Here is a 25,129-nt window from a genome sequence, read left to right on the forward strand (position 1 = left end):
CGATATACGGCAACAACCCGACCGCGGTTTTTTTGTGGTGCTCCCCCCCCCGGCTGGGGCGGGTGGGGTTCGGCGCGGGCGCGCCCCCGGGCCGGATCACCGGCCGGGCGCCCCGCGCGGGCTCGCCCGCGGCTACTTCTTGCCCTTGCCGCCGGCGCCGCCACCGCTGTCGTCGCTGGAGAGGACGGCGATGAAGGCTTCCTGCGGCACCTCCACACTGCCGACCATCTTCATCCGCTTCTTGCCTTCCTTCTGCTTCTCCAGCAGCTTCCGCTTACGGGAGATGTCACCGCCGTAGCACTTGGCGAGGACGTCCTTGCGGATGGCGCGGATGGTCTCCCGGGCGATGACCCGGGAGCCGATGGCGGCCTGGACCGGGACCTCGAACGCCTGCCGGGGGATCAGCTCCTTGAGCTTGGCGACGAGCCGGACCCCGTAGGCGTACGCCTGGTCGCGGTGGGTGATCGCGGAGAAGGCGTCCACCTTGTCGCCGTGGAGCAGGATGTCCACCTTGACCAGATGGGCGGACTGCTCGCCGGTGGGCTCGTAGTCCAGGGACGCGTAACCGCGGGTCTTGGACTTCAGCTGGTCGAAGAAGTCGAAGACGATCTCCGCGAGGGGCAGGGTGTAGCGGATCTCCACCCGGTCCTCGGAGAGGTAGTCCATGCCCAGCAGGGTGCCGCGCCGGGTCTGGCAGAGCTCCATGATCGAACCGATGAACTCGCTCGGCGCGAGGATGGTGGCCCGGACGACCGGCTCGTGGACCTCGTCGATCTTGCCTTCGGGGAACTCGCTCGGGTTGGTCACCGTGTGCTCGGTGCCGTCCTCCATGAGGACGCGGTAGACCACGTTCGGGGCGGTGGCGATCAGATCGAGGCCGAACTCGCGCTCCAGCCGCTCCCGGATGACGTCGAGGTGGAGCAGGCCGAGGAAGCCCACCCGGAAGCCGAAGCCGAGGGCGGCGGAGGTCTCCGGCTCGTACACCAGGGCGGCATCGTTGAGCTGGAGCTTGTCGAGGGCGTCGCGCAGCTCGGGGTAGTCGGAGCCGTCCAGCGGATAGAGCCCCGAGAAGACCATCGGCTTGGGGTCCTTGTAGCCGCCGAGGGCCTCCGTGGCGCCCTTGATCTGCTGGGTGATGGTGTCGCCGACCTTGGACTGGCGGACGTCCTTCACACCGGTGATCAGATAGCCCACCTCGCCGACGCCCAGGCCGTCGGCCGGGAGCATCTCGGGCGAGTTGGTGCCGATCTCCAGCAGTTCGTGGGTGGCGCCGGTGGACATCATCCGGATCCGCTCGCGCTTGCCGAGCTTGCCGTCGACGACCCGGACGTAGGTCACGACGCCCCGGTACGAGTCGTAGACCGAGTCGAAGATCATCGCGCGGGCGGGGGCGTCGGCGACACCGACCGGCGCGGGCACCTCGCGGACCACGCGGTCCAGCAGCGCCTCGACACCGAGACCGGTCTTGGCGGAGACCTTGAGGACGTCGTCGGGGTCGCAGCCGACGAGGTTCGCCAGCTCCTCGGCGAACTTCTCGGGCTGGGCCGCCGGAAGGTCGATCTTGTTGAGGACGGGCACGATGGCGAGATCGTTCTCCATCGCCAGATAGAGGTTGGCGAGGGTCTGCGCCTCGATCCCCTGGGCCGCGTCGACCAGCAGAACCGTGCCCTCACAGGCCGCGAGGGAGCGGGAGACCTCGTAGGTGAAGTCCACGTGCCCCGGCGTGTCGATCATGTTCAGGATGTGGGTACGGCCCTGGCCGGGACCCTCGGTCGGCGCCCAGGGCAACCGGACCGCCTGAGACTTGATCGTGATGCCGCGCTCGCGCTCGATGTCCATACGGTCGAGGTACTGGGCGCGCATCTGCCGCTGCTCGACCACCCCGGTGAGCTGGAGCATCCGGTCGGCAAGGGTCGACTTGCCGTGGTCGATGTGGGCGATGATGCAGAAGTTGCGGATCAGCGCCGGGTCGGTACGGCTCGGCTCTGGCACATTGGGAGGAGTCGCGGGCACGCAGGGTCCTGATTCTTGGGACGCCCAGGACGCCGGGCGTCGCGTCTGAAGGCGATGGCGGATCGATACGTAGCCTCTATCGTCCCACGGGTACGGGACTGCGACCGGTTTGGGCCGTCCGGAGCCCGGCTGGTACCGTGGCTGGCTGTGTGTCTCTCGCTCTCCCCGGGTGTCTCCCGGCGGGATCACAACGGGAAACGCACCCATCACAGATAAATCGAACCTGAGAAGGCTCTTTCGTGGCGAACATCAAGTCCCAGATCAAGCGGAACAAGACGAACGAGAAGGCGCGCCTGCGCAACAAGGCCGTCAAGTCGTCGCTGAAGACCGCGATCCGCAAGGCCCGCGAGGCCGTCGCCGCCGGTGACGCCGAGAAGGCCGCCGCGGCGACCCGCGAGGCGTCCCGCAAGCTCGACAAGGCCGTCTCGAAGGGCGTTATCCACAAGAACGCCGCCGCCAACAAGAAGTCGGCGCTCGCGTCCAAGGCCAACGCCCTCCAGGGCTGATCGACCGGTACCACGATCCGGTGACCCCCACCACGGCGACGAGGCGGGGAACCACCGGGCGAGGTGACCGCCGGGAGTGACGAGCGGGCCCTCTCTCATCCGCTTCTTCCCGGCAGCTCCGGACACGCACTTGGTCCTGCGTTCGCCACGCGGGTGCGCGTCCACCGGCAGAACCTCTCGAAGGCCCCGGCCCTCCCGGCCGGGGCCTTCGGCATGCCCGGAACCGGGCCACGGGGGTTCCGGGCGGTGTCTACGGGCCCGGGGCAGGCGGAAGGGTCCGGGCCCGGGCGGTGTCCGGCGGCCTCCGGGGCTCCCGGGCGGGCCAGAGGGTCCGAAGGCTCGTCGGTCCTAGGGCGGAGATTCACCCGGGACCACGCCGGGACTGCCCAGGGGCGGAGGTTCGGAGGCGGACGCTCGGAAGCCCGAAGGCTCGGGCTCTGATGGCGGGCCGGGAAACCCGGGGCCGGTCCACCGCACCGGAGGTTCGGGAGCCGGAAGGCTCGGGGCCATGGGGCCGCGGCCCGGCGCCCGTAGGGTGATCAGCTCACGGCGGTACCGGCGGTACCGGCGGTGGCCGGGATCAGCGGGGGCCGCCGCGCCCCGACCGGGCCGCGCGGGCGATCGTGACGACGGCCTTCTCCAGGGCGTACTCCGGATCGTCCCCGCCGCCCTTCACCCCCGCGTCCGCCTCCGCGACGGCACACAGCGCGATCGCCACGCCGTCGGGGGTCCAGCCGCGCATCTGCTGGCGGACCCGGTCGATCTTCCACGGCGGCATGCCCAGCTCACGGGCGAGATCGGCGGGACGGCCGCCACGGGCCGACGACAGCTTGCCGATCGCCCGGACGCCCTGGGCCAGCGCGCTGGTGATCAGCACCGGGGCGACGCCGGTGGAGAGCGACCAGCGCAGCGCCTCCAGCGCCTCCGCGGCCCGGCCCTCGACCGCGCGGTCGGCGACGGTGAAGCTCGACGCCTCGGCCCGGCCCGTGTAGTAGCGACCGACCACGGCCTCGTCGATGGTGCCCTCGACATCGGCGGTCAGCTGGGAGACGGCACTCGCCAGCTCCCGCAGATCACTGCCGATGGAGTCCACCAGCGCCTGGCACGCCTCGGGCGTCGCGGATCTGCCGAGCGCCCGGAACTCCGAGCGGACGAACGTCAGCCGCTCCGCGGGCTTGGTGGTCTTCGGGCAGGCGACCTCCCGCGCGCCCGCCTTGCGGGCCGCGTCCAGCAGCGCCTTGCCCTTGGCGCCGCCGGGGTGGACCAGGACCAGTGTGATCTCCTCGGCCGGGGCCGTCAGATACGCCTTGACGTCCTTGACCGTGTCGGCGGACAGGTCCTGGGCGTTCCGGACGATCACCACCTTCCGCTCGGAGAAGAGCGAGGGGCTCGTCAGCTCGGCCAGTGTGCCGGGCTGGAGCTGGTCGGCGGTGAGGTCACGGACGTCCGTATCGGCGTCGGCCGCCCGGGCCGCCCGCACCACTCCCGCCACGGCGCGGTCGAGCAGGAGGTCCTCCTGCCCCACGGCGAGGGTGATCGGGGCGAGCGGGTCGTCTGTCGTGTTCTTCCTGGTGGCCATCGTGGTCCAGCATCCCACGGCCCACCGACACCGCCGTCGGGACCGGCGCTCCCGTACCGGAGAATGACCGGGTGAGCGATGGACGACATGTACTGGTGCTGCCGGACCGCGACGCCGCCGAGGAGGCCGCCCGGGAACTCGCCGACCGCTTCGGGGTGACCGACGAACCGCAGCTGGTACGGGACGCGCTGGCGGGCGAGGACGACGCGGAGGACGCCCAGTGGCTGGTCGTGGTCGAGGACCCGGCGGGCCGGCTCGACCCGGGCGCCCTGGACGACTTCGCCGCCGAGTACGAGGGCTGGCTGGAGGCCCCTCGCTGACCGGAGCGTCGGCCGGGGTGCCCCACGGGGTATCGGCCGAGGTGCCCGCCGGGCGCCGGGGTCTCACGCTCCGGCGGTGGGCCCGGCCGGTCGGCCGGGCCCACCGCCCTCCTCGCGAGGGTCGGGCGGCAGCCGGTCCAGCCGGATCCCGAAGTGGTCGCGGTAGGCCCGGAGTACCGCCGCGTCGTCCCGGAGGGTCTCCTCGTGCCGCTCACCGCCCCGGGTGACGGTCAGCCTGCGCCCGCTGAGGGAGACCCGGCCGTCGGCCGTGGGCAGGGAGCAGATCAGCGACCGGGTGAAGGGTGAGACGGCCGAGGTGCTGTGCCACCAGGCACCGGCCCGGAAGTCGGCGAGTTCACGCGGCCGGGTCTCCAGCAGGTACTGCGGCTTGCCGTCGCGCAGCACCACCAGATCGCCGTCCTGACCGTGGCCGCGCCCGTGTTCGCGGGCCGGGACGATCCGGAACGTACCCACCGGATCGGGCTGGTCCTCCCGCAGATCGAAGGCGAGGGGGTGGTCGGCCTGTTCGCCGAAGCCGACATCGACCAGCCGGCGCCCCGCGCCGTCCTCGGTCTCCACGAGCAGCGCCAGATGGTCGTAGGGGATCCCGAGCCGCCCGTCGTCCCCGTAGACCCGGGCCTGGAGGTAGTCGACGCGGAACCCGAGCCGACGCAGGAGAACGGCGAAGGCTCCGTTGAGTTCGTAGCAGATGCCGCCCCGCCCCGCGGAGACGATCTTGTCCAGCAGGGCTTCCTCCTCCAGCACGATCTCCTCGTGGAGGTGGATGGAGAGATTCTCGAACGGCACGCTCCGCAGATGGCGTAGCTGAAGGTCGCGCAGGGCCTCGGCGTTCGGGTGCTCGGGGCGCCCGGGGGCGCCGATCCGGCGGAGATAGGTGTCCATGGGCCCAGTCTGTCGCCCGTCCGGCCGTCCGGCCGGGCCCCGGCGGCGGCTTGGTCCCAAGTGCCGACCCGGGTGGTCCGGGAGTCCCATACGTCTCTCGGTCCCCGGTCCGAGACGGGGCCGCCGACTGGCCGGCCGCTTCCGCGCGGCCCCCGGGGCGGCCGGTTCCGGCGTCGCCCGCGGGCGAGCCGTGTGCGGTCGGGCGCGCCCCCGGGACCGGCCGCTCCCGGGTGGGGTCGACGGCCGTCCCGAACGGTGGCGCGGAGGGTGGATCCGGTACCCGAGAGGGCGACGGGACCGTCCTCGTCGGTACGCAGAACGGTGGCGCCCAGGGACCGCAACGCCGCGACCGTGCCGGGCGCGGGGTGCCCGTAGGTATTGTCGCGGCCCGCGGAGATCAGGGCGAACGCGGGGCGTACCGCCCCCAGCAGGCCCGGATCCTGCTGTGCGGAACCATGGTGGGCGACCTTCACGACGTCCACGGGACCGAGGCCGGGGCGGGCCCGCAGCAGGGCCCGCTGGGCCGGTGGTTCCAGGTCGCCGAGGAGCAGCAGGGTGGGGCCGTCGGCGATCCGGACGAGGAGCGTCACACTGGCGTCGTTCGCCTCGACGGGCGCGGGGCCCGCCCGGGGGCCGCTGTCCGGCCACAGCACCTCCCAGGTCAGCCGCCCGGACCTGCGCCGCTCCCCGGCTGCCGCCCGCAGGACGGGGACGCTCGAAGCGGTCGCCGTACGGCGGACGAACTCGGCCTGGGCACGGGGCTCGTCGAGCGTCGTGGTCTGCACGGCGCCGACCCGCCTGCCGTCGATGACCCCGGGCAGGCCCCGGACGTGGTCCGCGTGAAAGTGCGTCAGTACGATCAACGGAACTCCGGTGACGCCCAGTTCACGCAGACAGCGGTCGACCGGTTCCGGGTCGGGGCCGGTGTCCACGACGACCGCCGTCCGTTCCCCGGCCGCCAGGACCAGCGCGTCCCCCTGGCCCACATCGCACATCACCGCGGTCCAGCCGGGCGGCGGCCAGCCCGACAGGACCCGGGTCAGCGGGGCGGGCCTGACCACCGCGCACAGCAATGCCACCACGCAGACCGCGGCGGCCAGCGGATGCCGGGCCGACCGGCGGACGAGGAGGACCACGACGACGGTCACCGCCGCCAGAAGCAGTCCGCCCCACCAGCCGCCCGGCCAGTCGGATCCGGCCCCGGGCAGGGCGGCCCCCGTCCGGGCGACGGCCGCGATCCACCAGGCGAACCATCCGGCGACGGTCGCGGGCAGTACGGCGAGCGGTACCGAGACCGTCGCCACCGCGAGCGCGGCGAATCCGAGCAGTGTCACGGGCGCGGTCGCCAGCTCGGCGGCCAGATTGCAGGGGACGGCCACCAGGCTGACCTTCGCCGCGAACACGGCGACCACGGGCGCCGCCACGGCCTGGGCCGCGAGAGCCACCGCGAGCGCCTCGGCGATCCGGGGCGGTACCCCGCGCCGGCGCAGCGCCGCGCTCCAGCCGGGGGCGATGGTCAGCAGCGCGCCGGTCGCCAGGACGGAGAGCAGAAAGCCGTAGTTCCGGGCCAGGAGGGGGTCGTAGAGCACCAGCAGCAGTACGGCGGCGGCCAGGGCGGGCACCAGCGATCTGCGGCGGCCCGTGCCGATGGCGAGCAGGGCGACGGCCCCGCAGGCCGCGGCGCGCAGCACGCTCGGCTCGGGGCGGCAGACCACGACGAAGGCGAGGGTGAGGGCGCCTCCGGCGAGTGCCGTGCCCCGGAGCGAAAGCCCCAGCCGGGGGGCCAGACCGCCTCGTTCGGCCCGTCCCGCCCGGCCGGGCGGCCCGATCAGGAGTACGAGGACGATGGTGAGGTTGCTCCCGGAGACGGCCAGGACGTGTGACAGGTCGGTGGTGTCGAAGGCGTCCCGCAGTTCGGGGCTGAGCCGTGAGGTGTCGCCCACGGTGATCCCGGGGACCAGGGCTCTGGCGTCGGCGGGCAGACCGCCGGTGGCCTCGCGCAGTCCGGCCCGCAGCCGTCCCGCGGTCCGCTGGGCGAGGCTCGGCCCGCCGATGATCTCCGGCGGCCCGTCCCCGGTGCGCAGGACCGCCGCGAACGGGTCGTCCCGGTTGACGGGCGGTGCCAGCCGCCCGGTCACCCGGAGCCGGGTCGAGGGCAGCAGCCGCTGCCACCGGGCCGGGTCGGCGGGTGCGTCCCCGGGGCGGACGACCAGCAGTACGGGTGTCCTGGTCCTGGTGCTCCGCCCGCCGGGGACGGTCACCTCGGTGGCCTCCGCGCCGATCACGACCGGCCCTCCCCCGGTGCCGTCCCCGCGCCCCCGGGGGACGGCGGTCCTCGGGTCCGAGGTCACGGTGGCCTCCAGGGTCACGGACGCGGACCGGGCGGCCAGTGCGGGCAGCGGGCCACGGCGCAGATCGGCGGTGTGCAGAGCGGCGGCGGACGCCCCGGCCGCCGCGCAGAGCAGGATCCCCGCGCACGCGGTCGCGTTGAGCCCGCTCCGCCGGAGGCCGAAGGGCCCGGGCCCGGTTCCCGCCACCGCCGGGCGCGCGTGGTTCTCCGGCGGGCGGGCGGCGGCGCCCGGGCCACCGGGACCGGGCGGCCCGGTGGGGGCTCCGGCGGGGCGGTGGAGTCTCCGGAGGGCGCCCCGGGCCGACAGGAGCAGGGCGCCCAGGAGGCAGAGGGCCACCGCGAGCGCCGTCCACCGGCCCGGGGCTCCGGCGGCGATCGCCGCGGCGGCCCACGCGGCCAGGGCCGGGGGAACCAGGCGCAGATCGGCCGGTCCTTCCTGGTGCGGGTCGGCGGCCCCCAGGCGGTGCCCCGAGGCGGCGTGGACGGCGCGGCGCGTCATGGCCGCACCAGGGGGCGGAGGTCGGCGAACCGGCGCTCGCCGATCCCGTCGACTTCGCGCAGTTCGTCGACGGAACGGAAGCCGCCGCCCCGGCCCCGGTACTCCACGATGTGCCGGGCCAGCACGGGGCCGACCCCGGGGAGGGTGTCCAGCTCTTCGGCCGTGGCCGCGTTGAGGCTGATCGGGCCGGTGCGGGCCGGGGGCGCGGGGCCGCCGGTGCCGGTCGCCGTCGCCGGGGCGGCCGACGGCGCCACCCCGACCAGTACCTGCTCCCCGTCCACCAGGACCCGGGCCCGGTTCAGCCCGGTCAGATCGGTGCCCTCCTTCGGGCCGCCCGCCGCCGCGAGGGCGTCGGCGACCCGGGAGCCCGCGGGCAGCCGGAGGACACCGGGGCGCCGGACCTTGCCACCCACGTCCACGACGACCCGGCCGTCCGGCACCGGTTCCCCCTGCGCCCCGGTCACCGGCCCGGACCCGGGCTGCAGCGGCGTCGGCGGCGCGGCCCGCCCGGGGTCCTCCCGCGAAAGCCCGTCCGCCCCGACCGGTTCGGGCGGCCGGACGGTCTGTGGACGGCCCGACCAGAAATGCACACCCGCGAGGACCACGGCGGCGACCAGGACGACGGCGAGCGCCGCCAGGGTGCGCGGTTCGAGCCCGCATCGCAGCCGCACCCAGAGCGGCAGCCGTTCCAGCACGGCGAGCCCGGCCCGCCGCAGCCGCGCGGCCGGTCCGGCCCCCGGACCCGCGGGTTCCCGGCCACCGCCGGGCCCGGCTTCCCCGCCGACCGCCCCGGCCGAGCCCTCCCGCTCACGCGCCCCCGCGAACGAGACCACGCCCCGGGAACCGGAGTACGTACCGTTCGCGGGCCGCACGCCGAGCGGTTCGAGGGTCGGCGGTCCGGTGGGCGTCCTCCCGGCTTCCGGCCCCGCTGCCGCTTCGGCCGGGGCCGCGCCGTCCCGCGCAGCCGGGCTCGGTGCCGCCGCGTTCCGTACCGCCCCGCGCCGGGCGGTCCGCCGGGCCGGATCGCCCCGCCCCGGCCCGGGTCCCGCGCCCCGATGAGCGCCACCGCGCGGCCCGATGACCGTCGTGGACCGCTGTCGCAGCCGGGGCCTGGCCCTGCCGTCGGACGCCGGGGCACGGCCCGGTCCGCTGGTCGCCGTAGCTGATCGATATGCCATGGCCCGACGGTAAGCACACCCGGCGGACTCCGCTCGGCCCGGTCAATTCCCGGGGAAAACCCGGCTGTTGTGGATAACTCCATCACCCGGACGAGGTAAAAGACCGCGAGACGACGCCCCGCGACGAGTCCTGACGCGAAGCGTCGGCCGTCGAGCGCGCCGGGATGTCCGCCCCCGGATCAACGCGGCGAGACCACGGCCCCCAGCAGCCCGGGGCCGGTATGCGCTCCGATCACCGCGCCCACTTCGCTCACATGCAACTCCGTCAGCCCCGGCACCCGTTCACGCAGCCGCTCGGCCAGGGCCGCGGCCCGTTCCGGGGCGGCGAGATGGTGGACCGCGACATCGACCGGTCCGGCCCCGGCGCATTCGACGGCCAGCTCTTCGAGCCGGGCGATCGCCTTGGACGCCGTACGCACCTTCTCCAGCATCTCGATCCGGCCGCCGTCGAGCTTGAGCAGCGGCTTCACCGCCAGCGCCGAACCCAGCAGGGCCCGGGCGGTCCCGATCCGGCCGCCGCGCCGCAGATAGTCGAGGGTGTCGACATAGAAGTACGCGGCGGTACCGGCGGCCCGCTTCTCCACCGCGGCGACGATCTCGTCCAGCGAGCCCCCGGCCTCGGCGGTCTCGGCGGCGGCCAGCGCGCAGAAGCCGAGCGCCATCGCGATGACCCCGGTGTCCACCACTCGTACCGGTACGGGTGCGTCCTTGGCGGCCAGTACCGCCGCGTCGTACGTACCGGACAGCTCGGCCGAGAGATGGAGCGAGACGATTCCCGAAGCCCCGGCGTCGGCGGCGGCACGGTAGGTGGCGGCGAAGGTCTCCGGGCCGGGACGGGACGTGGTGACCGGGCGCCGCTTCTGGAGGGCCTGCGCCAGCGATCTGGCGGAGATCTCCGTCCCCTCCTCCAGCGCCCGCCCGTCCACGACGACCGTCAGCGGAACCGTCACGATGCCGTGGTGCTCCACCGCCGTCTGCGGCAGATAGGCCGTGGAATCGGTGATGATCGCGACATGACGGGACATGACCGGGAGGTTACCGCCCGGCGCCGCGAGCGGGGAGCCCGCCCCCGCCGAGGAGCGGACCGCCCCCGCGGGAGGGCCCGGCTCCGGACCGCGAGGCGACCCGTCCGGACCGTGTCCCGTCAGTTCGAGGTCTCCGGCCGGGCGGCCTTCTGCCAGGGGTACTGCTCCAGCCGCGGATCGCGGGCCGTGATCGCCCGGGGACCCGACTCCTCGGCCGGGGACGACTCCGCGGACGCCGGGGGCGCGGCGCTCTCGGCCGCCGCCTTGGTCTCCGCGGGCTCGCGCCGCTCCTCGTAGGGGTTGCCGGGGGCGGGAGCGGCCGGAGCGGTGTCGGCGAACCCGCCGGGGGCGTCGGAGGCCCCGGAGTCGGCGCTCTGCGACCAGTGCCGCAGCGCCCCCGCCTCCATGTCGATCTGGGCGCTGAGCGTGTCCAGGTCGTCGTCCGCGAACTTCTGGGCCCGGTCGCGAGCGGCCCAGCGCAGCGACTCGGCGGAGTGGACGACCTTCTCGACCCGCTCCTTCAGCTCCGGCAGCTTGGCCGAGACCGTCGCGCGGTCCGGCTCCCGCTCCAGCCGCCGGAGTTCGTCGTCCAGTTCGCGGCCGTGGGCGCTCAGCCGCTCGAAGAGGGCGAGGGACTCATTCAACGAGGCGTCCTCGGCGACCCCGGCCCGCAGAGCGTCCTCGGTGGCCCGCATGGAGGTCCGCAGGTCCAGCCGGAGCTGGGCCAGCTCCCCGGCGACCCCGACCTGCCCCATGCTCTTGGCCCGCAAGGTGGTGTCCTCGACGGTGCGGCGAGCCTGGGTGACCGTACGCTCGACGCCCCGCTTCGCCACCTTGACCGCTTTTACTCCCGCATAAACACCCAAAGCGACAAAGGCGACGAAAAGCAGCGCCAGAATCAGAATCGCGGCTTCCATGGGCAGCCCTTCGCCTCGGCCTGGGAGATGTCGTCGTCTCCACCGTACGTGTTACGCGTTCACGGCAGGTAAAACGCCTTGTCTCCACGGTAAACGGAGCAGGCGGTCCCAGGGTTCCGGCGGATCGCCCGGCCTGCCGTCGGGGGGAAGTCCCCGAGCCCCGGCGCCCCTTCGGGCCGTACCTCTTCGGCCGGGGCTTTCCCGCGGACCGGGCCCCTATGACAGGAGCCCCGGTCCGGCGGTCGTCCGATCCGGGCCGGGCGACGAGGCGCCCGACCCGGGTCGTACCGTCACGCCGGGACGATGTTCACCAGCTTCGGCGCCCGGACGATCACCTTGCGGATGCCCGCCCCGCCCAGCGCCGCCACGACGCCCGGGTCGGCCAGGGCCAGCGCCTCCAGCTCGGTGTCCGAGATCGACGGCGGCACCTCCAGCCGGGCCTTGACCTTGCCCTTGACCTGGACGACGCAGGTCACGGTCTCGTCCACGACATACGCGGGGTCGGCGACCGGGAACGCCCGCAGCGTCACCGAGTCCTCGTGTCCCAGCCGGTGCCACAGCTCCTCCGCGACATGCGGCGCCAGCGGGGCGACCAGCAGGACCAGCGACTCGGCGACGGAGCGCGGCAGCGGCCCGCCCGCCTTGGTCAGATGGTTGTTCAGCTCGGTGACCTTGGCGATGGCGGTGTTGAAGCGCAGCCCCGCCATGTCCTGGGTGACACCGTCGACGGCCTTGTGCAGGGCCCGCAGGGTGGCCTCGTCGGCCTCACCGTCGACGACCGTGGTCGCCCCGGTCGCCTCGTCGACGACATTGCGCCAGATCCGCTGCAGCAGCCGGTACTGGCCGATGACGGCACGGGTGTCCCAGGGCCGGGAGACGTCCAGGGGGCCCATCGCCATCTCGTACAGGCGCAGCGTGTCGGCACCGTACTCGTCGCAGATCTCGTCGGGCGTGATGGCGTTCTTCAGGGACTTGCCCATCTTGCCCAGCTCGCGCTTGACGGGCTCGCCGTCGTACCAGAAGCCGCCGTCGCGCTCCTCGACCTCGGCCGCGGGCACCGGGAAGCCCCGGGCGTCCCGGTAGACGTACGCCTGGATCATGCCCTGGTTGAAGAGGCGGTGGAACGGCTCGACGGAGGAGACATGGCCCAGGTCGAAGAGGACCTTGGACCAGAACCGCGCGTACAGCAGATGCAGTACGGCGTGCTCCTGGCCGCCCACGTACAGGTCGACGCCGCCGTGCGGCATTCCGTCGCGCGGGCCCATCCAGTACTGCTCGACGGCCGGGTCGACCAGCCGCTCGTCGTTGTGCGGGTCCAGATAGCGCAGCTCGTACCAGCAGGAACCGGCCCAGTTGGGCATGGTGTTGGTCTCGCGCCGGTAGCGGCGGGGCCCGTCGCCCAGGTCCAGGGTGACGTTCACCCACTCCTCGTTGCGGGAGAGCGGCGTCTCGGGCTCGGTGTCCGCGTCGTCGGGGTCGAAGGTGCGCGGCGAGTAGTCGTCGACCTCCGGCAGCTCCAGCGGCAGCATCGACTCGGGCAGCGGGTGGGCGACGCCGTCCTCGTCGTAGACGATCGGGAAGGGCTCGCCCCAGTACCGCTGGCGGCTGAAGAGCCAGTCGCGCAGCCGGTAGTTGATGGTGCCCTCGCCCGCGCCCTGCTCGACCAGCCAGGCGATCATGCGCGACTTGGCCTCGGCGACGTCCAGTCCGTCCAGGGACAGCCGGTCGTTGGCGGAGTTGATCGCCGGTCCGGCGCCGGTGTACGCCTCGCCCTCCCAGCCGTCCGGGGGCCGTACGGTCCGGATGATCGGCAGCTCGAACGCCTCGGCGAACTCCCAGTCGCGTTCGTCCTGGCCGGGTACGGCCATGATCGCGCCGGTGCCGTAGCCCATCAGGACGTAGTCGGCGACGAAGACCGGGATCCGGGTGCCCGTGACCGGGTTCACCGCGTACGCGCCGGTGAAGACGCCCGTCTTGTCCTTGTGCTCGGTCTGCCGCTCGACGTCGCTCTTGGTCTGGGCCTGCTTGCGGTAGGCGGCGACGGCCTCGGCGGGCGTCGTGGCGCCGCCGGTCCACGCCTCCTTGACCCCCTGGGGCCATTCGGCGGGCAGGATCGAGTCGATCAGGCCGTGCTCGGGCGCCAGCACCATATAGGTGGCGCCGAACAGGGTGTCGGGGCGGGTGGTGAAGACGGTGACCGGCTCGCCCTGGTGGCCCTCGACGGCGAAGTCGACCCGGGCGCCCTCGGAGCGGCCGATCCAGTTCCGCTGCTGGAGCTTGATGGCCTCCGGCCAGTCCAGCCCGTCCAGATCGTCCAGCAGCCGGTCGGCGTAAGCGGTGATCCGCATGTTCCACTGGCGGAGCTTCGACTTGAAGACGGGGAAGTTGCCGCGCTCGGAGCGGCCGTCGGCGGTGACCTCCTCGTTGGCCAGGACGGTGCCCAGGCCGGGGCACCAGTTGACCGGGGACTCGGAGGCGTAGGCCAGCCGGAATCCGCCCAGGACCTCGGCGCGTTCGGCGGCGGTCAGCTCGCCCCAGGCGCGGGTGGTGCCGGGGACCTCGCGGCCGGCCTCGAACTCGGCGACCAGCTCGGCGATCGGCCGGGCCCGGCCGGCCGTCTCGTCGTACCAGGAGTTGAAGATCTGCAGGAAGATCCACTGCGTCCAGCGGTAGTACGCGGGATCGATCGTGGCGATCGTACGGCGCTTGTCGTGCCCCAGGCCAAGCCTGCGCAGCTGGCGCTTCATGTTGTCCATGGCCGCCTCGGTGGACACCCGGGGGTGGGTGCCGGTGGCGACGGCGTGCTGCTCGGCGGGGAGCCCGAAGGCGTCGAAGCCCAGGGTGTGCAGCACGTTGTGGCCGGTCATCCGCAGATGGCGGGCGTAGACATCGGTCGCGATATAGCCCAGCGGGTGGCCCACGTGCAGACCCGAACCGGACGGGTACGGGAACATGTCCATGATGAACTTCTTGGGCCGGGCCACCACGGCGGGGTCCCCGGCCAGCTCGCCCACCGGGTTGGGCGCCTCGTACGTGCCGTCGGCCTCCCAGGCGTCCTGCCAGCGCGCCTCGATCTCCGCGGCCAGCCCGGCGGTGTACCGGAACGGTGCGCCGATGTCTCCGGGGGCGGCGGAAGCGCCAGGGACTGCGGGGTTGGTCTCGCTCATGGTCTTCAAAGCTCCATCGATCGTCTCTGCCCGGCGTTCGGTAGGGGCGCCCGGCCCGGGGCACGGGGCCCGTAAACAAAAGGACCCCTCACACAGGAGGGGCAGCCGCGCCGATTCCGACCGGACTCTCGTCCGCCGGGACTGATCAGCGCGGCCCGCTAAGCAGAAGGCGTACGGCACGCATGGCGTCAGGGTACCGCAGGGGCCATCGCCGCCGCGCGTGGGCGTGCCCCCGCGGACGGGACGCGGAGGGCCGGGCGCCCGCCGCCGGGGACGGTCCCGCCGGGAGTCTCACGGGAAGACCGGCACAAGAGATGTCCCGCCCGGAACGGGAGGGACCATAGGACGCGCGTACGCGGATAAACGAGAAATCCCGCCGGACTCGGTCCGGCGGGATTGTCCCTACTGTGGAGCTAAGGAGAATTGAACTCCTGACCTCCTGCATGCCATGCAGGCGCTCTACCAACTGAGCTATAGCCCCTTGTGCGATGTCGCCCGGTTCGGTGTTTCCTCCGTGTCCCGGCGACGTCGACAACATTAACGCCCTCCCGCCCGCTTCACCAAATCCGTTCCCGGCCCCGGCCGGGAGCCGGACGGAGGCGGGCCGGAGCCGGGGGAACCGGGCGGGCCCGGCCCCCCGCCACCTGGTCACGGCCGGTTCCGGACGACCGTGCCGAAGCGGCCGTCAGGCCGTCGCGAAGGAGTAGAAGCGCTTCAGAGTGCAGTGCTCGTCCAGCAGGCGGCCGTAGATCGGCTCGCCTTCCAGTTCCCGGTAGGTCTCGATGGGGTCGCCCTTTATGATCAGCGCTCTCGCGCACTCCTCGCACCAGTACTGGTACTCGGGATTGATCGGGTCCATGTCGCGGACGATGGGCGTTCCGCTGCCGCACCAGTCGCATTTACGCCTGTGCGCCCCCATCAGTCAGTCCAGCTGTGGCCGCAGGACGTGCACACGTAAGAGACTCCACCATTGTCGCCGAGGACTTGGGCGACATGCGCCGATCCGCAGGACGGGCAACTGAGGGTCGCGCGGACGTCCCCGGCCACGAGCAGGGCGTCGCCGTCCTGGCTCGTGCTGGCGGACATCGCGCTCTCCTTACCCGTACTGGCCGGTGTCCCCTCCGGCCGTCCGATTCTGCCACGACACATCGGCCCGGGTCAGCGGCGTTCGCGCAGGAGACCTGCGAGAGCGCCGAGAACGGACGCGACGGCCAGGGCGACCGTGACCCACCACCACGCCTCGCCGGAGCCCTCCGCCTCCAGCCGGTCCAGGAAGAGCGCCCCGAAGACCGCCACCCCGGCCACCTGACCGAGCTGGGTGACCGTCACCAGGACACCGGCGGCGTCGGCCGCGTCCTCGGGCGGTACCCCGGCCAGCGCCCCCACCAGGGTGGGGCCGTGGGCAGCCGCGAGCCCGGCGCCGAAGGCGGCCAGCGCCGCGTACAGCGGGAGCCCGGCGGCGTCGCCGTCGCGCAGCAGGACACCGATGGCCACCAGTGCCGACGCGGTGACCACGAAACCGCCCGTGGCCAGGGCCGGGCGGCGCCGAACCGGCAGCCGCCGCCAGGTGAGCGACACCGCTCCGTGCGCCAGTCCGACCGGCAGGGACATCAGCCCGGCCCGCAACGGCCCGTATCCGAGGCTCTCCTGGAGGTGGAGGGCGAAGGCGAAGAAGCAGCCCGCGTTGACCGCCATGACCAGCGCGATCCGGGTGACGGCCGCTCCCGTACCGGGTGTCCGGAGCAGCCGGGGCGCGATCAGCGGTGCGCCGCCGCGCCGGGCGAGCCGGGACTCGTACGCCCGGAACACGACCAGCGCCACCACGGCCCCGGCCAGGCAGATCCGGGTCCACAGCGGCCAGCCCCGCTCCTGGCCGAGGACCAGGGGTACGGCGAAGAGGCCGACGGCGGCCGCGAGCAGGGCGAGACCGGGCAGATCGAGCGGGCGGGCGGCCCGGCCGGGACGGTCCCGGGGCAGCAGCCGGGCGCCCAGGACCAGCAGGGCGGCGCCGATCGGCACATTGACCAGGAACACCGGGCGCCAGCCGGCGCCGGGTACGTCGGTCCCGGCCAGGACACCGCCCACCACCAGGCCCGCGACGATCCCGCCGGCCAGGACCGCCGAGTACGCGCCGACGGCCCGGACCCGGGCCTCGCCGGTGAAGTGGAGCTGGATCAGGCTGAGCACCTGGGGGATCAGCAGGCCCGCGCCGACCCCCTGGAGCAGCCGGAAGGCGATCAGCCAACCGGTGCCTTCGGCGAGTCCGCAGGCCAGCGACGCGACCGTGAAGAGGGCGAGGCCGCCGAGCCAGACCCGGCGGTGCCCCAGCAGGGCGCCCAGCCGGGCACCGGTGATCAGCAGGGTCGCGTAGGCGATCGTGTAGCCGGCCACGATCAGCTGCAACCCAGCTCCCGACGATCCGAGTTCGGCCCGGATCGTGGGGGCCGCCACATGGACGGCGGAGGTGTCGAGCAGCGCCATGAACTGGGCGGCGAGCACCAGCGCCAGGACGACGCGGGGCCGGTTGTCGGTGCCGGGGGTTTTACTGGAACCGGGAGTACGGGAGTCGGCGGCGTCCGGGGGCCGGTGGGAGGTCGTTGGCATGAATCGAGGCTGACTCCCGGCCGGTACCGGTGGTGAGAGCCCGCCGATCCTGGTACCGGCAGTACCTGGCAGGGCCGGGCGCGGGCGCCGACGATGGGGGTGTGACGGCGATGACGATCGACAGCGGACCCGGAGCGGCGGGCCGGAGGCAGCGGCCGGTACGCGCTCCGGGGGCCGGACGGGATCCCGGGACGGCGCGGGACGGGGGCCGCGCGGACCGCCGCAGACCAGAGCTGGCGGCCTTTCTCCGGAGCCGCCGGGCCAGGGTGACCCCGGCGGACGTCGGGATGCCGCCGGGGGTACGCCGACGGACCCCCGGGCTGCGCCGTGAGGAGGTGGCCCAGCTCTCCGGAGTGGGGGTGACCTGGTACACCTGGCTCGAACAGGGGCGGCCGATCAACGCGTCGCCGCAGGTGCTGGACGCGGTGGCGCGGACCCTGCGGCTGGACGCCCCGGAGCGGGAGCATCTGTACCACCTGGCGCGGGTGCCGTACGAGCCGGTCTCCCCCGGCGGGGACGGCGGGCCCGAGGACGTGGGCCCCGAGATCCGGTCGATTCTCGACGCGCTCGATCCGCGCCCGGCCGTGGTCTACAACGCGCGGTACGACCTGCTGGCCGCCAACCGCTCCTACGACCGGCTGTTCCGGGCCGACCTGGTCCGGGGGCCGGGGCGGGGGAATCTGCTGTGGACGCTCTTCGTCGCCACCGGGTCGGACGAGTGCCCGGTCTGCCATCCGGACATCGAGTTGCCGCTGATGGTGGCCCAGTTCCGGGGTGCGTACGGCAGGCATGTCGGGGAACCGGCCTGGGAGTCGCTGATCACCCGGCTCTCGGCGGCCAGCCCGCGTTTCACCGAATTATGGCGGAGCGGGAACGTGGTGCCGCCGGGGACCCGGCTGAAGGTCTTCCGGCATCCCGCCGTGGGCGAGATGCGGATGACATCGGTATCCATGGAGATCAGCGGAGTGCCGGAGTCCCGGCTGGTGGTCCACTCCCCCGGTGACGAGGAGAGCGGCCGCCGCCTTGAGGCCCTGTACCGACTGGACGGGCCCGGGGACGACGGAACCCCGCCCTCGGGAAGAGGACGGGGTTCCGGACTGTGGAGCTAAGGAGAATTGAACTCCTGACCTCCTGCATGCCATGCAGGCGCTCTACCAACTGAGCTATAGCCCCTGGTGTTCTTCGCGCTCGGCGCTGCGAACAAGAAGAACTTTAGCCTGCGACCTGCCGGAAAGGGAAATCAGATCTCCCCCGCCGACGGGACGGCTCAGGTGTCGTCGCCCAGTACGGGCTCGGGGAGCGTACCCGCGTTGTGCTCCAGCAGCCGCCAGCCGCGGGCGCCCTCGCCGAGCACCGACCAGCAGCAGTTGGAGAGGCCGCCGAGGCTCTCCCAGTGGTGCGACTCCAGCCCGAGCAGCCGACCGATCGTGGTACGGATGGTGCCACCGTGGCTGACGACGACCAGAGTGCCGTTCTCGGGCAGCTTCTCGGCATGGCGCAGCACCACGGGGGCGGCCCGGTCGGCGACCTCGGTCTCCAGCTCGCCGCCGCCCCGGCGCACGGGCTCGCCGCGCTTCCAGGCCGCGTACTGATCGCCGTACCGCTCCTTGATCTCCTCGTGGGTCAGTCCCTGCCAGACCCCGGCCCAGGTCTCCCGCAGGCCCTCGTCGTAGACGATGTCGAGCCCGGTCAGCCCGGCCAGCTCACGGGCGGTCCCGGCGGCGCGCTTCAGGTCGGAGGCGACGATCGCGTCCGGTTCGAGGGAAGCCAGCAGCCGGGCCGCGCGGCGGGCCTGGGCGATCCCCGTCTCGGTGAGGGCGATGTCCGTGGTGCCCTGGAAGCGGCGCTCCAGATTCCACGCGGTCTGGCCGTGCCGCCACAGGACGATGCGGCGGCCGGTGCGCTTGTAGGCGTCCTCGTTCAGTTCAGCTCACCGTCCGCGTCCGCGCCGCCGGTCAGGTCGGCGTGCTCCTTGCCCTTGCCGCGGGTCTTCACCGCGTCCTCGGGCAGGGGAAGCTCGGGGCAGTCCTTCCAGAGCCGCTCCAGGGCGTAGAAGACGCGCTCCTCGCTGTGCTGGACGTGGACGACGATGTCGACGTAGTCGAGCAGGATCCAGCGGGCGTCGCGGTCGCCCTCGCGGCGCACGGGCTTGGCGCCCAGGTCCTTGAGCAGCCGCTCCTCGATCTCGTCGACGATCGACTTGACCTGGCGGTCGTTGGGGGCGGACGCGATCAGGAAGGCGTCGGTGATCGACAGCACATCGCTGACGTCGTAGGCGATGATGTCGTGCGCGAGCCGGTCGGCGGCCGCCTGGGCGGCGGCGTTGACGAGCTCGACGGAGCGGTCCGTAGCGGTCACTGGCTGGCTTTCGTCGGCGGTCGTGTACCAGACAAGGGTCTCACGGACCGCCGACACACCCGCCCGGGTTTCCCCGGGGCGGCACCGGGACGGGGGCTCACGCGGTTCTCCGGCCGCTCCCGCCCCTCTCCCCCGCGACCGGATGCGTCAGTCCGTCCGGTAATCGCCGCCGAGCACGACGCCGATCTCCGCGTTCGGCGGGGCCGTGCCCTTCTTGACCGCGGTCGCCGGGAGCCCCAGCGTCTTAGCGACCTCGACGGCCTCGGCCTTCCGCGCGTCGTCACCATAGGTGACGGTGGAGGTACCGGCGGTCCCGGCCGAGCCGCCGTCGACGACCGCGTAGCCGGCGTTGCCCAGGGCGATCCGCGCGGCCTCGGCGGTCTTCGCCTTCCCGGTGGCGTCACGGATCCCCACCCGGACCGGCGCGCCCTGCTCGGGCACGGTGACGGAGCCGCCGAGGACGTCCCGGACGATCCCGGCCGATGCCTGCTCCGTGAGCCGCCCGTCGGGGCCGACCGAGAGGAGGAGGGTCGCGTAGTCGCCGCCCTTGGCCTGGTCCGCGAGTTCGGCGAGGGACGCGCCGAGGTCCTTCTCGGTGAACGACGGGTCGAGGAGCTGGCCCAGGGTCTCGACGGTGACGATCGCGGACTCGGCGTCGCTGGGGAACTTCTTCAGTACGCCCTGCATCACCTGGCCGAACCGCTGGAGCTGCTTGGCCTCCGGTTCACCGGGCCCGAGCCTGGTGGCGTAGGCGACGGCGGCCCGGCCGTTCAGTGTCTGGTTCTCGCCCTTCTTCACCAGCGGGGCCGCGTTCTTCGACTCTCCGGGGACATCGGTGTCGGTCGTCAGGTCGATACCGCCGACCAGTTCGACGAGGTTCTCCAGAAAGGGGGTGTCGAGCCGCCAGGTGCCGCCGATCCGGGCGCCGAGTGCCGTGCCGATGGCATCGCGGGTCCCGATGGCACCATCGGCCTCCACCGACTTGGCCAGGGTCGTGGTGGCGCCCTGCTCGTCGGTGACGGAGAGCGCGTCGGGCAGCAGAACGGTGGTACCGCGTCCGGTGGTGACGTTGTCCACGAGCAGCGCCGTCGAGGTGCCCTTCTTCCTGGTGTCGCGCAGATGGACGACGATCACATCACGCTTCTGCGCCCCGGCGGAGACGCTCTTCTTCTTCCCGTCGTCCGACATTCCCGGCAGCGCGCCCTCGGCCCAGAGCCAGCCGACGCCGCTGATCAGGGCCAGGGCCAGGACGACGGCGAGGGCGACGACCCGGTTACGGCCCCGGCGCCTGGCCTCCTCACGCCGTTCGGACCGGCTCTCGGTGAACTTCAGCCAGTCGATGACGTCTTCGGACTCGTCGTCCGGCTCCTGGATGAACGCGAACTGCTCGGTGCGGTAATCGCGCCGGTCGGGATCGCCGAAGGGATCCGGGTCGCCGAAGTCGCCGCGGGCATCGGGCCCGCCGGGGTCTCCGGCCGCCTCGGAGCGGCGCGGGCCGGGCAGGGACGCCGTCTCCGGGCCGGTGACACCCGGTCCGTCCCCGGGGGCGGGCTGCTGTGCGGGCACGGTCCACTGCTGGGTGGTGTCGACCGCGAGGGGCCCGGTGCCGGGGCCGGGCCCGGGGTCGTAGCCGTAGCTCTCGTAGGGACGGCCCTCGGGGTCGTAGCCGTACGTCTGCTCCTGGACCGGCTGCTGCCCGGTGCCGGTGTCGTACCCGGTGTACGGGGCGGGCTCGTAGCCGGAGTAGCCGTACGCGCCACCGCCGTACGTGCCACCGCCGTACGTATCGTCCGGCTGGGACGGCACATGGGGCTCGTACGGCCGGTCGCCGTACTCGGCGGACTGTCCGGGGCCCGGGGGGTATCCGGGGGCGTACGCGCCGCCGTCGTACTCCTGGCCGTAGTCCTGGCCGCTTTCCGGCCCGTGGGAGCCGTCGTACGGCGGTTCATGGGGCTGCTGGGGCTGCTGGTAGACCGGCTGTCCGTAGGCGTCGTAACCGATGATCCGCGGCTGGTACGGGTCGTACGGCTGCTGGTCGTTCACCGGTGCCCCCTCTCCGGGTTCAGTGACCGCGGTACAACTGGCTCTTGTCGATGTACCGCACGACACCGTCGGGTACGAGATACCAGACGGGATCGCCCTTGGCGACCCTCGACCGGCAGTCGGTCGAGGAGATCGCCAGCGCCGGGACCTCCACCAGGGAGACCTTGCCCTCGGGCAGACCGTCGTCGGTCAGGTCGTGACCCGGCCGGGTGACGCCGATGAAGTGGGCGAGGGAGAAGAGTTCGGTCGCGTCCCGCCAGCCGAGGATCTGGGAGAGCGCGTCCGCGCCGGTGATGAAGAAGAGGTCGGTGTCCTCGTTGAGCGCGCTGAGGTCCCGGAGGGTGTCGATGGTATACGTCGGCCCCGGGCGGTCGATGTCGATCCGGCTCACCGAGAACTGGGGATTGGAGGCCGTGGCGATCACGGTCATCAGATAGCGGTCCTCGGCCGGGGAGACCGCCTTGTGGGTCTTCTGCCACGGCTGCCCGGTGGGCACGAAGACGACCTCGTCGAGATGGAACAGGGCAGCCACCTCGCTCGCCGCCACCAGATGTCCGTGGTGGACGGGGTCGAACGTCCCGCCCATCACACCGAGTCGTCGTCTGACGGGACCGGCGTCCGGCTCACCGGACGCGGTACCCGCCTGCTGTTCCTGCTCTCCCATGCGTGCAGAGCCTACTGGCACGTCCGTACGGGGCGTACGGCGCGGCTCAGCGGTCGCGGTTGAAGCTCGTGGTGATCCAGAGCAGCAGAAGGAGGGCGATCAGGGCTCCGGCGCCGACGAGGAGCGGGCTGAGGCTTTCGTGGCCACCGCCCTCGGCGAGCGGGACGAGGCTGGCGGAGGTGCTGGCGATGCTCATCTTCTGCGGACCCATTCGATCGGGGACGGGGCGGAGGGACTTCGGGCACACATCGTATGCGGGCGGGTCGGGCACGCTCACGCCGACTCGGTCGTTGAGGTGGTCACGGCGCCGGGAAGGCCGGTGCCGGGACGGCGGGAACGACGGCCGCCGGACGGGCGGACGGCGGGCCCGGGAGTTGTCCACAGGCTCCGGTGCCCCTCGGGGGCAGCACCTACGCTGGGGCCTGTCGGGGCGACGAGCCGTCCGATCGCACCTATGGCACCAATGGGCTACACAGGGGGCTGGAATGACCGAAAGCAGTCATGAGAACGTGCCGAGCAGGCAGCGCAAGCGTTTCCCCGGTATCTCGTCCCGGGCGTACGAACACCCCGCGGACCGCTCGGCGCTGGTCGCTCTGCGCAAGCTCAGCGGCTTCGACACCGTCTTCAAGGCGCTGAGCGGACTGCTGCCGGAGCGGAGTCTGCGGCTGCTCTTCCTCTCCGACTCCGTGCGGGTGGGTGACGAGCAGTTCGCGCATCTGCACTCGATGCTGCGGGACGCGTGTTACATCCTGGACCTGGAGAAGGTCCCGGCGATGTACGTCACGCAGGACCCGCGGCCGAACGCGATGTGCATCGGCCTCGACGAGCCGATCATCGTGGTCACCACGGGCCTGGTCGAGCTGCTGGACGAGGAGGAGATGCGGGCCGTCGTGGGCCACGAGGTGGGTCACGCCCTCTCGGGGCACAGCGTCTACCGCACGATACTGCTCTTCCTGACGAACCTGGCGCTGAAGATCGCCTGGGTGCCGCTGGGCAATGTGGCGATCATGGCGATCGTGACGGCGCTGCGGGAGTGGTTCCGCAAGTCGGAGCTGTCGGCCGACCGGGCGGGGCTGCTGGTGGGGCAGGACCTCCAGGCGTCCATGCGGGGTCTGATGAAGATCGCCGGTGGTAACCATCTGCACGAGATGAACGTGGACGCGTTCCTCCGCCAGGCCGAGGAGTACGAGGAGGGCGGCGATCTGCGGGACTCCGTCCTCAAGATCATGAACGTGCTGCCCCGTTCGCACCCCTTCACCACGGTCCGGGCGGCCGAGCTGAAGAAGTGGGCGGAGAGCCGGGACTACCAGCGGCTGATGGACGGCCACTACCCCCGGCGGGACGAGGACAAGGACGCCTCGGTGTCCGACTCCATCCGGGAGTCCGCCTCGCACTACGCGGACACCGTACGGACCAGCAAGGACCCGCTGATGAAGCTGGTCGGCGACATAGCGGGCGGCGCGGGCGACCTCGGGGGCAAGCTCCGCGACAAGTTCGGTGGTGGCGGCGGCCGGGCCGGGAACGGGAATGGAAACGGGGACGGCTCCTCCGCGAACGGCGACGGCAAGAGCTGAGCCGACGCGTCGGGGCCGCTCCGGGCCGGTCCGGACGGGGTCGCCACGGGCCGCTCCGGGCCGGATGGGGCCGGGGCGTTCCGGGGTCACCCCGGAGGCGGTGACGGCGACGGTGTCGCTGGAGAGCGGGGTGCCGGGGTGGGCAGGGCCGAGTCGGCGAGAGTGCCGCAGAGGGCTACCGCCGGGCCGGGGCCTGTGCCGTAGGGATCCGTCGCCGCCGGGCCTCCCGGGGCCGCAGTCTCACCCGCCAGCAGGGGCCGTAGCCTCCGGGAGAGATCCGTGGCGCAGGAGTGCGGGCCCGCCCGGAGCCGGCTGGAGACGATCTCCGTCTGGTGGCGGGCGATGTCCTCGTGGTCGAAGCGGAGACGCAGTTCCCGTTGGACGACGAAGGCCGACGCGGGGGCGGCCGACGCCCGGGACCGGTCCGGGGCCCGTTCCCCGGGCCGGCTCGCCGCCGGGGTGCGGGTCACCCCGGCGTCGGCGGCCGGGGCCGGACGCAGGGCGTAGGTGAAGGTGTGGCGGGAGCTGACCTCCAGCGCGCCCTGGGCGGTCTCGGTGTAGTCGAGGGTGCCGCGGACCCTGATGGCGCTGTCGGCGAGGGCCACCTCGGCGGGGTCGAACCGGACCAGCCACCCGGCGGCCGGAGCCGTACGGGAGTCCGGCGACCCGATGCCCGGCTGCGGTCCGGAAGCCGGTCCGGAAGCCGAAGCAGAGGCGGAGGCGACGGCCGGGGTTCGGACGGGGGCGGGGAGGCCGTGGCCGGTGCTCCGGTCGAAGGCGTCGAGCTGACGGGCGTTCAGCAGGATGCGTACGGGGCGTTCGGTGGCGCCGGTGAGGACGGCCGGGTTCAGCGACGACGCGACCAGGAACTCCTTGGCGACCGTCAGCGCCGTCAGCACATCGTCCTCGGGGAAGCCACGGGTGGCGCGCACACCCGGCAGGGTGATCCCGGCGGCCCCGGCGCGATGCTGGGCGGCGGGCCCGCGCCGTAACAGCTCGGCGGGTGTTCCGCCCGGGACCCGTCCGGTCGGTGCCAGCGGGATCACGGTGATCCGGGGCTGCTCGGTCCCGGGCGCGGCGGCGACCGGACCGTCGGAGCGGCGCAGCCCGAAGTGGACCGTCATGGCGAAGGCCAGGGCGACCAGCAGAGTCAGCAGAATCAGCACCCACGCCCCGCCGGGGCCGTGGCGGCCGTACGGCGGCGGCGCGGGCGGCAGGGCGCGGACGGCCCGGGCGTGCGGGTGCATCCGCTCCTGTGCCGAGTACTCCCGGAGCCGGGCAGCCCGGACGAAGGTCTCGTCGAAGACGACGGCTCCGTACTCGTCCTCTCCGCCATCGGGGAGTCCATCGGTCGGACCCTCGGGCGGATCGCCACGCCCAGCCATACTCTCAGGGTTGGTTCCGGGGGCCGCCGGTAAACGCCGCGGGG

At 72.9% G+C, this 25,129-nt stretch carries 20 protein-coding genes, 2 tRNA genes and 1 pseudogene; 4 read left to right on the top strand and 19 right to left on the bottom strand.

What is annotated here, in order from left to right:
- Positions 1–132 precede the first annotated feature (132 nt).
- The gene (lepA, locus tag AB0G74_RS25265) at positions 133–2,013 is read right to left on the bottom strand and encodes a translation elongation factor 4 (RefSeq protein ID WP_361150304.1); all 1,881 of its coding nucleotides are present in this window, start codon (positions 2,011–2,013) and stop codon (positions 133–135) included.
- A gap of 239 nt (positions 2,014–2,252) precedes the next feature.
- Between lepA and rpsT the strand changes: the two genes are divergently transcribed.
- Entirely contained in the window at positions 2,253–2,519 is a 267-nt protein-coding gene (gene rpsT / locus AB0G74_RS25270; RefSeq protein ID WP_361150306.1) for a 30S ribosomal protein S20, read from the top strand.
- Between the two features lie 580 nt (positions 2,520–3,099).
- Here rpsT and holA read toward each other — a convergent pair.
- On the bottom strand, positions 3,100–4,098 hold the full coding sequence (gene holA, locus AB0G74_RS25275; protein ID WP_361150309.1) for a DNA polymerase III subunit delta: 999 nt from the start codon (positions 4,096–4,098) through the stop codon (positions 3,100–3,102).
- A gap of 71 nt (positions 4,099–4,169) precedes the next feature.
- Here holA and AB0G74_RS25280 point away from each other — a divergent pair, with 71 nt between their 5' ends.
- On the top strand, positions 4,170–4,418 hold the full coding sequence (locus AB0G74_RS25280) for a hypothetical protein (RefSeq protein ID WP_361150311.1): 249 nt from the start codon (positions 4,170–4,172) through the stop codon (positions 4,416–4,418).
- Positions 4,419–4,481: 63 nt separating this feature from the next.
- Here the strand turns inward: AB0G74_RS25280 and AB0G74_RS25285 are convergent, their stop codons facing one another.
- The 10 genes and pseudogenes from AB0G74_RS25285 to AB0G74_RS25330 all read right to left on the bottom strand — a co-directional run bounded on the left by AB0G74_RS25285 (position 4,482) and on the right by AB0G74_RS25330 (position 17,061).
- Positions 4,482–5,321 (bottom strand): arylamine N-acetyltransferase, encoded by an 840-nt coding sequence (locus AB0G74_RS25285; protein WP_361150398.1) that lies wholly within the window; start codon positions 5,319–5,321, stop codon positions 4,482–4,484.
- Positions 5,322–5,578: 257 nt separating this feature from the next.
- Positions 5,579–8,170: pseudogene (locus AB0G74_RS25290) on the bottom strand (ComEC/Rec2 family competence protein); the annotation flags it as partial.
- Entirely contained in the window at positions 8,167–9,348 is a 1,182-nt protein-coding gene (locus AB0G74_RS25295; RefSeq protein WP_361150314.1) for a ComEA family DNA-binding protein, read from the bottom strand. The pseudogene AB0G74_RS25290 and the gene AB0G74_RS25295, both read right to left, overlap by 4 nt.
- Before the next feature lie 179 nt (positions 9,349–9,527).
- Positions 9,528–10,373, bottom strand: a complete 846-nt coding sequence (locus AB0G74_RS25300) for a DegV family protein (RefSeq protein ID WP_361150316.1) — start codon at positions 10,371–10,373, stop codon at positions 9,528–9,530.
- 119 nt (positions 10,374–10,492) lie between these two features.
- Positions 10,493–11,290: a hypothetical protein gene (locus AB0G74_RS25305; protein ID WP_361150318.1), complete on the bottom strand. Its 798-nt coding sequence runs from the start codon at positions 11,288–11,290 to the stop codon at positions 10,493–10,495.
- A 290-nt stretch (positions 11,291–11,580) separates the two neighbouring features.
- Positions 11,581–14,457, bottom strand: coding sequence for a leucine--tRNA ligase (gene leuS / locus AB0G74_RS25310; protein ID WP_361150320.1), 2,877 nt, complete (start codon positions 14,455–14,457; stop codon positions 11,581–11,583).
- A gap of 408 nt (positions 14,458–14,865) precedes the next feature.
- Positions 14,866–14,938 (bottom strand) — tRNA-Ala (locus AB0G74_RS25315).
- Positions 14,939–15,142: 204 nt separating this feature from the next.
- Positions 15,143–15,376: a hypothetical protein gene (locus AB0G74_RS25320; RefSeq protein ID WP_040916346.1), complete on the bottom strand. Its 234-nt coding sequence runs from the start codon at positions 15,374–15,376 to the stop codon at positions 15,143–15,145.
- On the bottom strand, positions 15,376–15,543 hold the full coding sequence (locus AB0G74_RS25325; protein ID WP_361150323.1) for a hypothetical protein: 168 nt from the start codon (positions 15,541–15,543) through the stop codon (positions 15,376–15,378). The genes AB0G74_RS25320 and AB0G74_RS25325 overlap by 1 nt, the downstream gene beginning before the upstream one ends.
- Positions 15,544–15,615: 72 nt before the next feature.
- A complete protein-coding gene (locus AB0G74_RS25330; protein ID WP_361150324.1) occupies positions 15,616–17,061 on the bottom strand; it encodes an MFS transporter in 1,446 nt (481 codons plus the stop codon).
- Positions 17,062–17,171: 110 nt separating this feature from the next.
- Here AB0G74_RS25330 and AB0G74_RS25335 point away from each other — a divergent pair, with 110 nt between their 5' ends.
- The gene (locus AB0G74_RS25335) at positions 17,172–18,170 is read left to right on the top strand and encodes a helix-turn-helix transcriptional regulator (RefSeq protein ID WP_361150400.1); all 999 of its coding nucleotides are present in this window, start codon (positions 17,172–17,174) and stop codon (positions 18,168–18,170) included.
- Here AB0G74_RS25335 and AB0G74_RS25340 read toward each other — a convergent pair.
- From AB0G74_RS25340 to AB0G74_RS25365, 6 genes are all read right to left on the bottom strand, one after another.
- A tRNA-Ala gene (locus AB0G74_RS25340) sits at positions 18,162–18,234 on the bottom strand. The genes AB0G74_RS25335 and AB0G74_RS25340 overlap by 9 nt on opposite strands.
- 94 nt (positions 18,235–18,328) lie before the next feature.
- Positions 18,329–18,985, bottom strand: a complete 657-nt coding sequence (locus AB0G74_RS25345) for a histidine phosphatase family protein (protein WP_361150403.1) — start codon at positions 18,983–18,985, stop codon at positions 18,329–18,331.
- Positions 18,982–19,419: a ribosome silencing factor gene (gene rsfS / locus AB0G74_RS25350; RefSeq protein WP_361150327.1), complete on the bottom strand. Its 438-nt coding sequence runs from the start codon at positions 19,417–19,419 to the stop codon at positions 18,982–18,984. The genes AB0G74_RS25345 and rsfS overlap by 4 nt, the downstream gene beginning before the upstream one ends.
- Positions 19,420–19,566: 147 nt before the next feature.
- The gene (locus AB0G74_RS25355) at positions 19,567–21,462 is read right to left on the bottom strand and encodes an LCP family protein (protein ID WP_361150330.1); all 1,896 of its coding nucleotides are present in this window, start codon (positions 21,460–21,462) and stop codon (positions 19,567–19,569) included.
- A gap of 19 nt (positions 21,463–21,481) precedes the next feature.
- Positions 21,482–22,126: a nicotinate-nucleotide adenylyltransferase gene (gene nadD / locus AB0G74_RS25360; protein ID WP_361150332.1), complete on the bottom strand. Its 645-nt coding sequence runs from the start codon at positions 22,124–22,126 to the stop codon at positions 21,482–21,484.
- Positions 22,127–22,172: 46 nt separating this feature from the next.
- Positions 22,173–22,322, bottom strand: coding sequence for a hypothetical protein (locus AB0G74_RS25365; RefSeq protein WP_358823540.1), 150 nt, complete (start codon positions 22,320–22,322; stop codon positions 22,173–22,175).
- A 289-nt stretch (positions 22,323–22,611) separates the two neighbouring features.
- On the opposite strand from AB0G74_RS25365, the gene AB0G74_RS25370 reads away from it, so the two are divergent.
- Positions 22,612–23,700, top strand: coding sequence for a M48 family metallopeptidase (locus AB0G74_RS25370; RefSeq protein ID WP_361150335.1), 1,089 nt, complete (start codon positions 22,612–22,614; stop codon positions 23,698–23,700).
- Positions 23,701–23,786: 86 nt separating this feature from the next.
- On the opposite strand, the gene AB0G74_RS25375 is transcribed toward AB0G74_RS25370, so the two are convergent.
- Entirely contained in the window at positions 23,787–25,085 is a 1,299-nt protein-coding gene (locus AB0G74_RS25375; protein ID WP_361150338.1) for a hypothetical protein, read from the bottom strand.
- Positions 25,086–25,129: the final 44 nt, after the last annotated feature.

Origin of the sequence: Streptomyces sp. NPDC020875, from assembly GCF_040641415.1 — a bacterium.
Lineage (GTDB): Bacteria > Actinomycetota > Actinomycetes > Streptomycetales > Streptomycetaceae > Streptomyces.

Coding starts and splice junctions, on each gene's coding strand:
- holA (WP_361150309.1), bottom strand. CDS start 4,098: ATGGCCACCAGGAAGAACACGACAGACGACCCGCTCGCCCCGATCACC.
- AB0G74_RS25285 (WP_361150398.1), bottom strand. CDS start 5,321: ATGGACACCTATCTCCGCCGGATCGGCGCCCCCGGGCGCCCCGAGCAC.
- AB0G74_RS25295 (WP_361150314.1), bottom strand. CDS start 9,348: ATGGCATATCGATCAGCTACGGCGACCAGCGGACCGGGCCGTGCCCCG.
- AB0G74_RS25300 (WP_361150316.1), bottom strand. CDS start 10,373: ATGTCCCGTCATGTCGCGATCATCACCGATTCCACGGCCTATCTGCCG.
- AB0G74_RS25305 (WP_361150318.1), bottom strand. CDS start 11,290: ATGGAAGCCGCGATTCTGATTCTGGCGCTGCTTTTCGTCGCCTTTGTC.
- leuS (WP_361150320.1), bottom strand. CDS start 14,457: ATGAGCGAGACCAACCCCGCAGTCCCTGGCGCTTCCGCCGCCCCCGGA.
- AB0G74_RS25320 (WP_040916346.1), bottom strand. CDS start 15,376: ATGGGGGCGCACAGGCGTAAATGCGACTGGTGCGGCAGCGGAACGCCC.
- AB0G74_RS25325 (WP_361150323.1), bottom strand. CDS start 15,543: ATGTCCGCCAGCACGAGCCAGGACGGCGACGCCCTGCTCGTGGCCGGG.
- AB0G74_RS25330 (WP_361150324.1), bottom strand. CDS start 17,061: ATGCCAACGACCTCCCACCGGCCCCCGGACGCCGCCGACTCCCGTACT.
- AB0G74_RS25335 (WP_361150400.1), top strand. CDS start 17,172: ATGACGATCGACAGCGGACCCGGAGCGGCGGGCCGGAGGCAGCGGCCG.
- nadD (WP_361150332.1), bottom strand. CDS start 22,126: ATGGGAGAGCAGGAACAGCAGGCGGGTACCGCGTCCGGTGAGCCGGAC.
- AB0G74_RS25365 (WP_358823540.1), bottom strand. CDS start 22,322: ATGAGCATCGCCAGCACCTCCGCCAGCCTCGTCCCGCTCGCCGAGGGC.
- AB0G74_RS25370 (WP_361150335.1), top strand. CDS start 22,612: ATGACCGAAAGCAGTCATGAGAACGTGCCGAGCAGGCAGCGCAAGCGT.
- AB0G74_RS25375 (WP_361150338.1), bottom strand. CDS start 25,085: ATGGCTGGGCGTGGCGATCCGCCCGAGGGTCCGACCGATGGACTCCCC.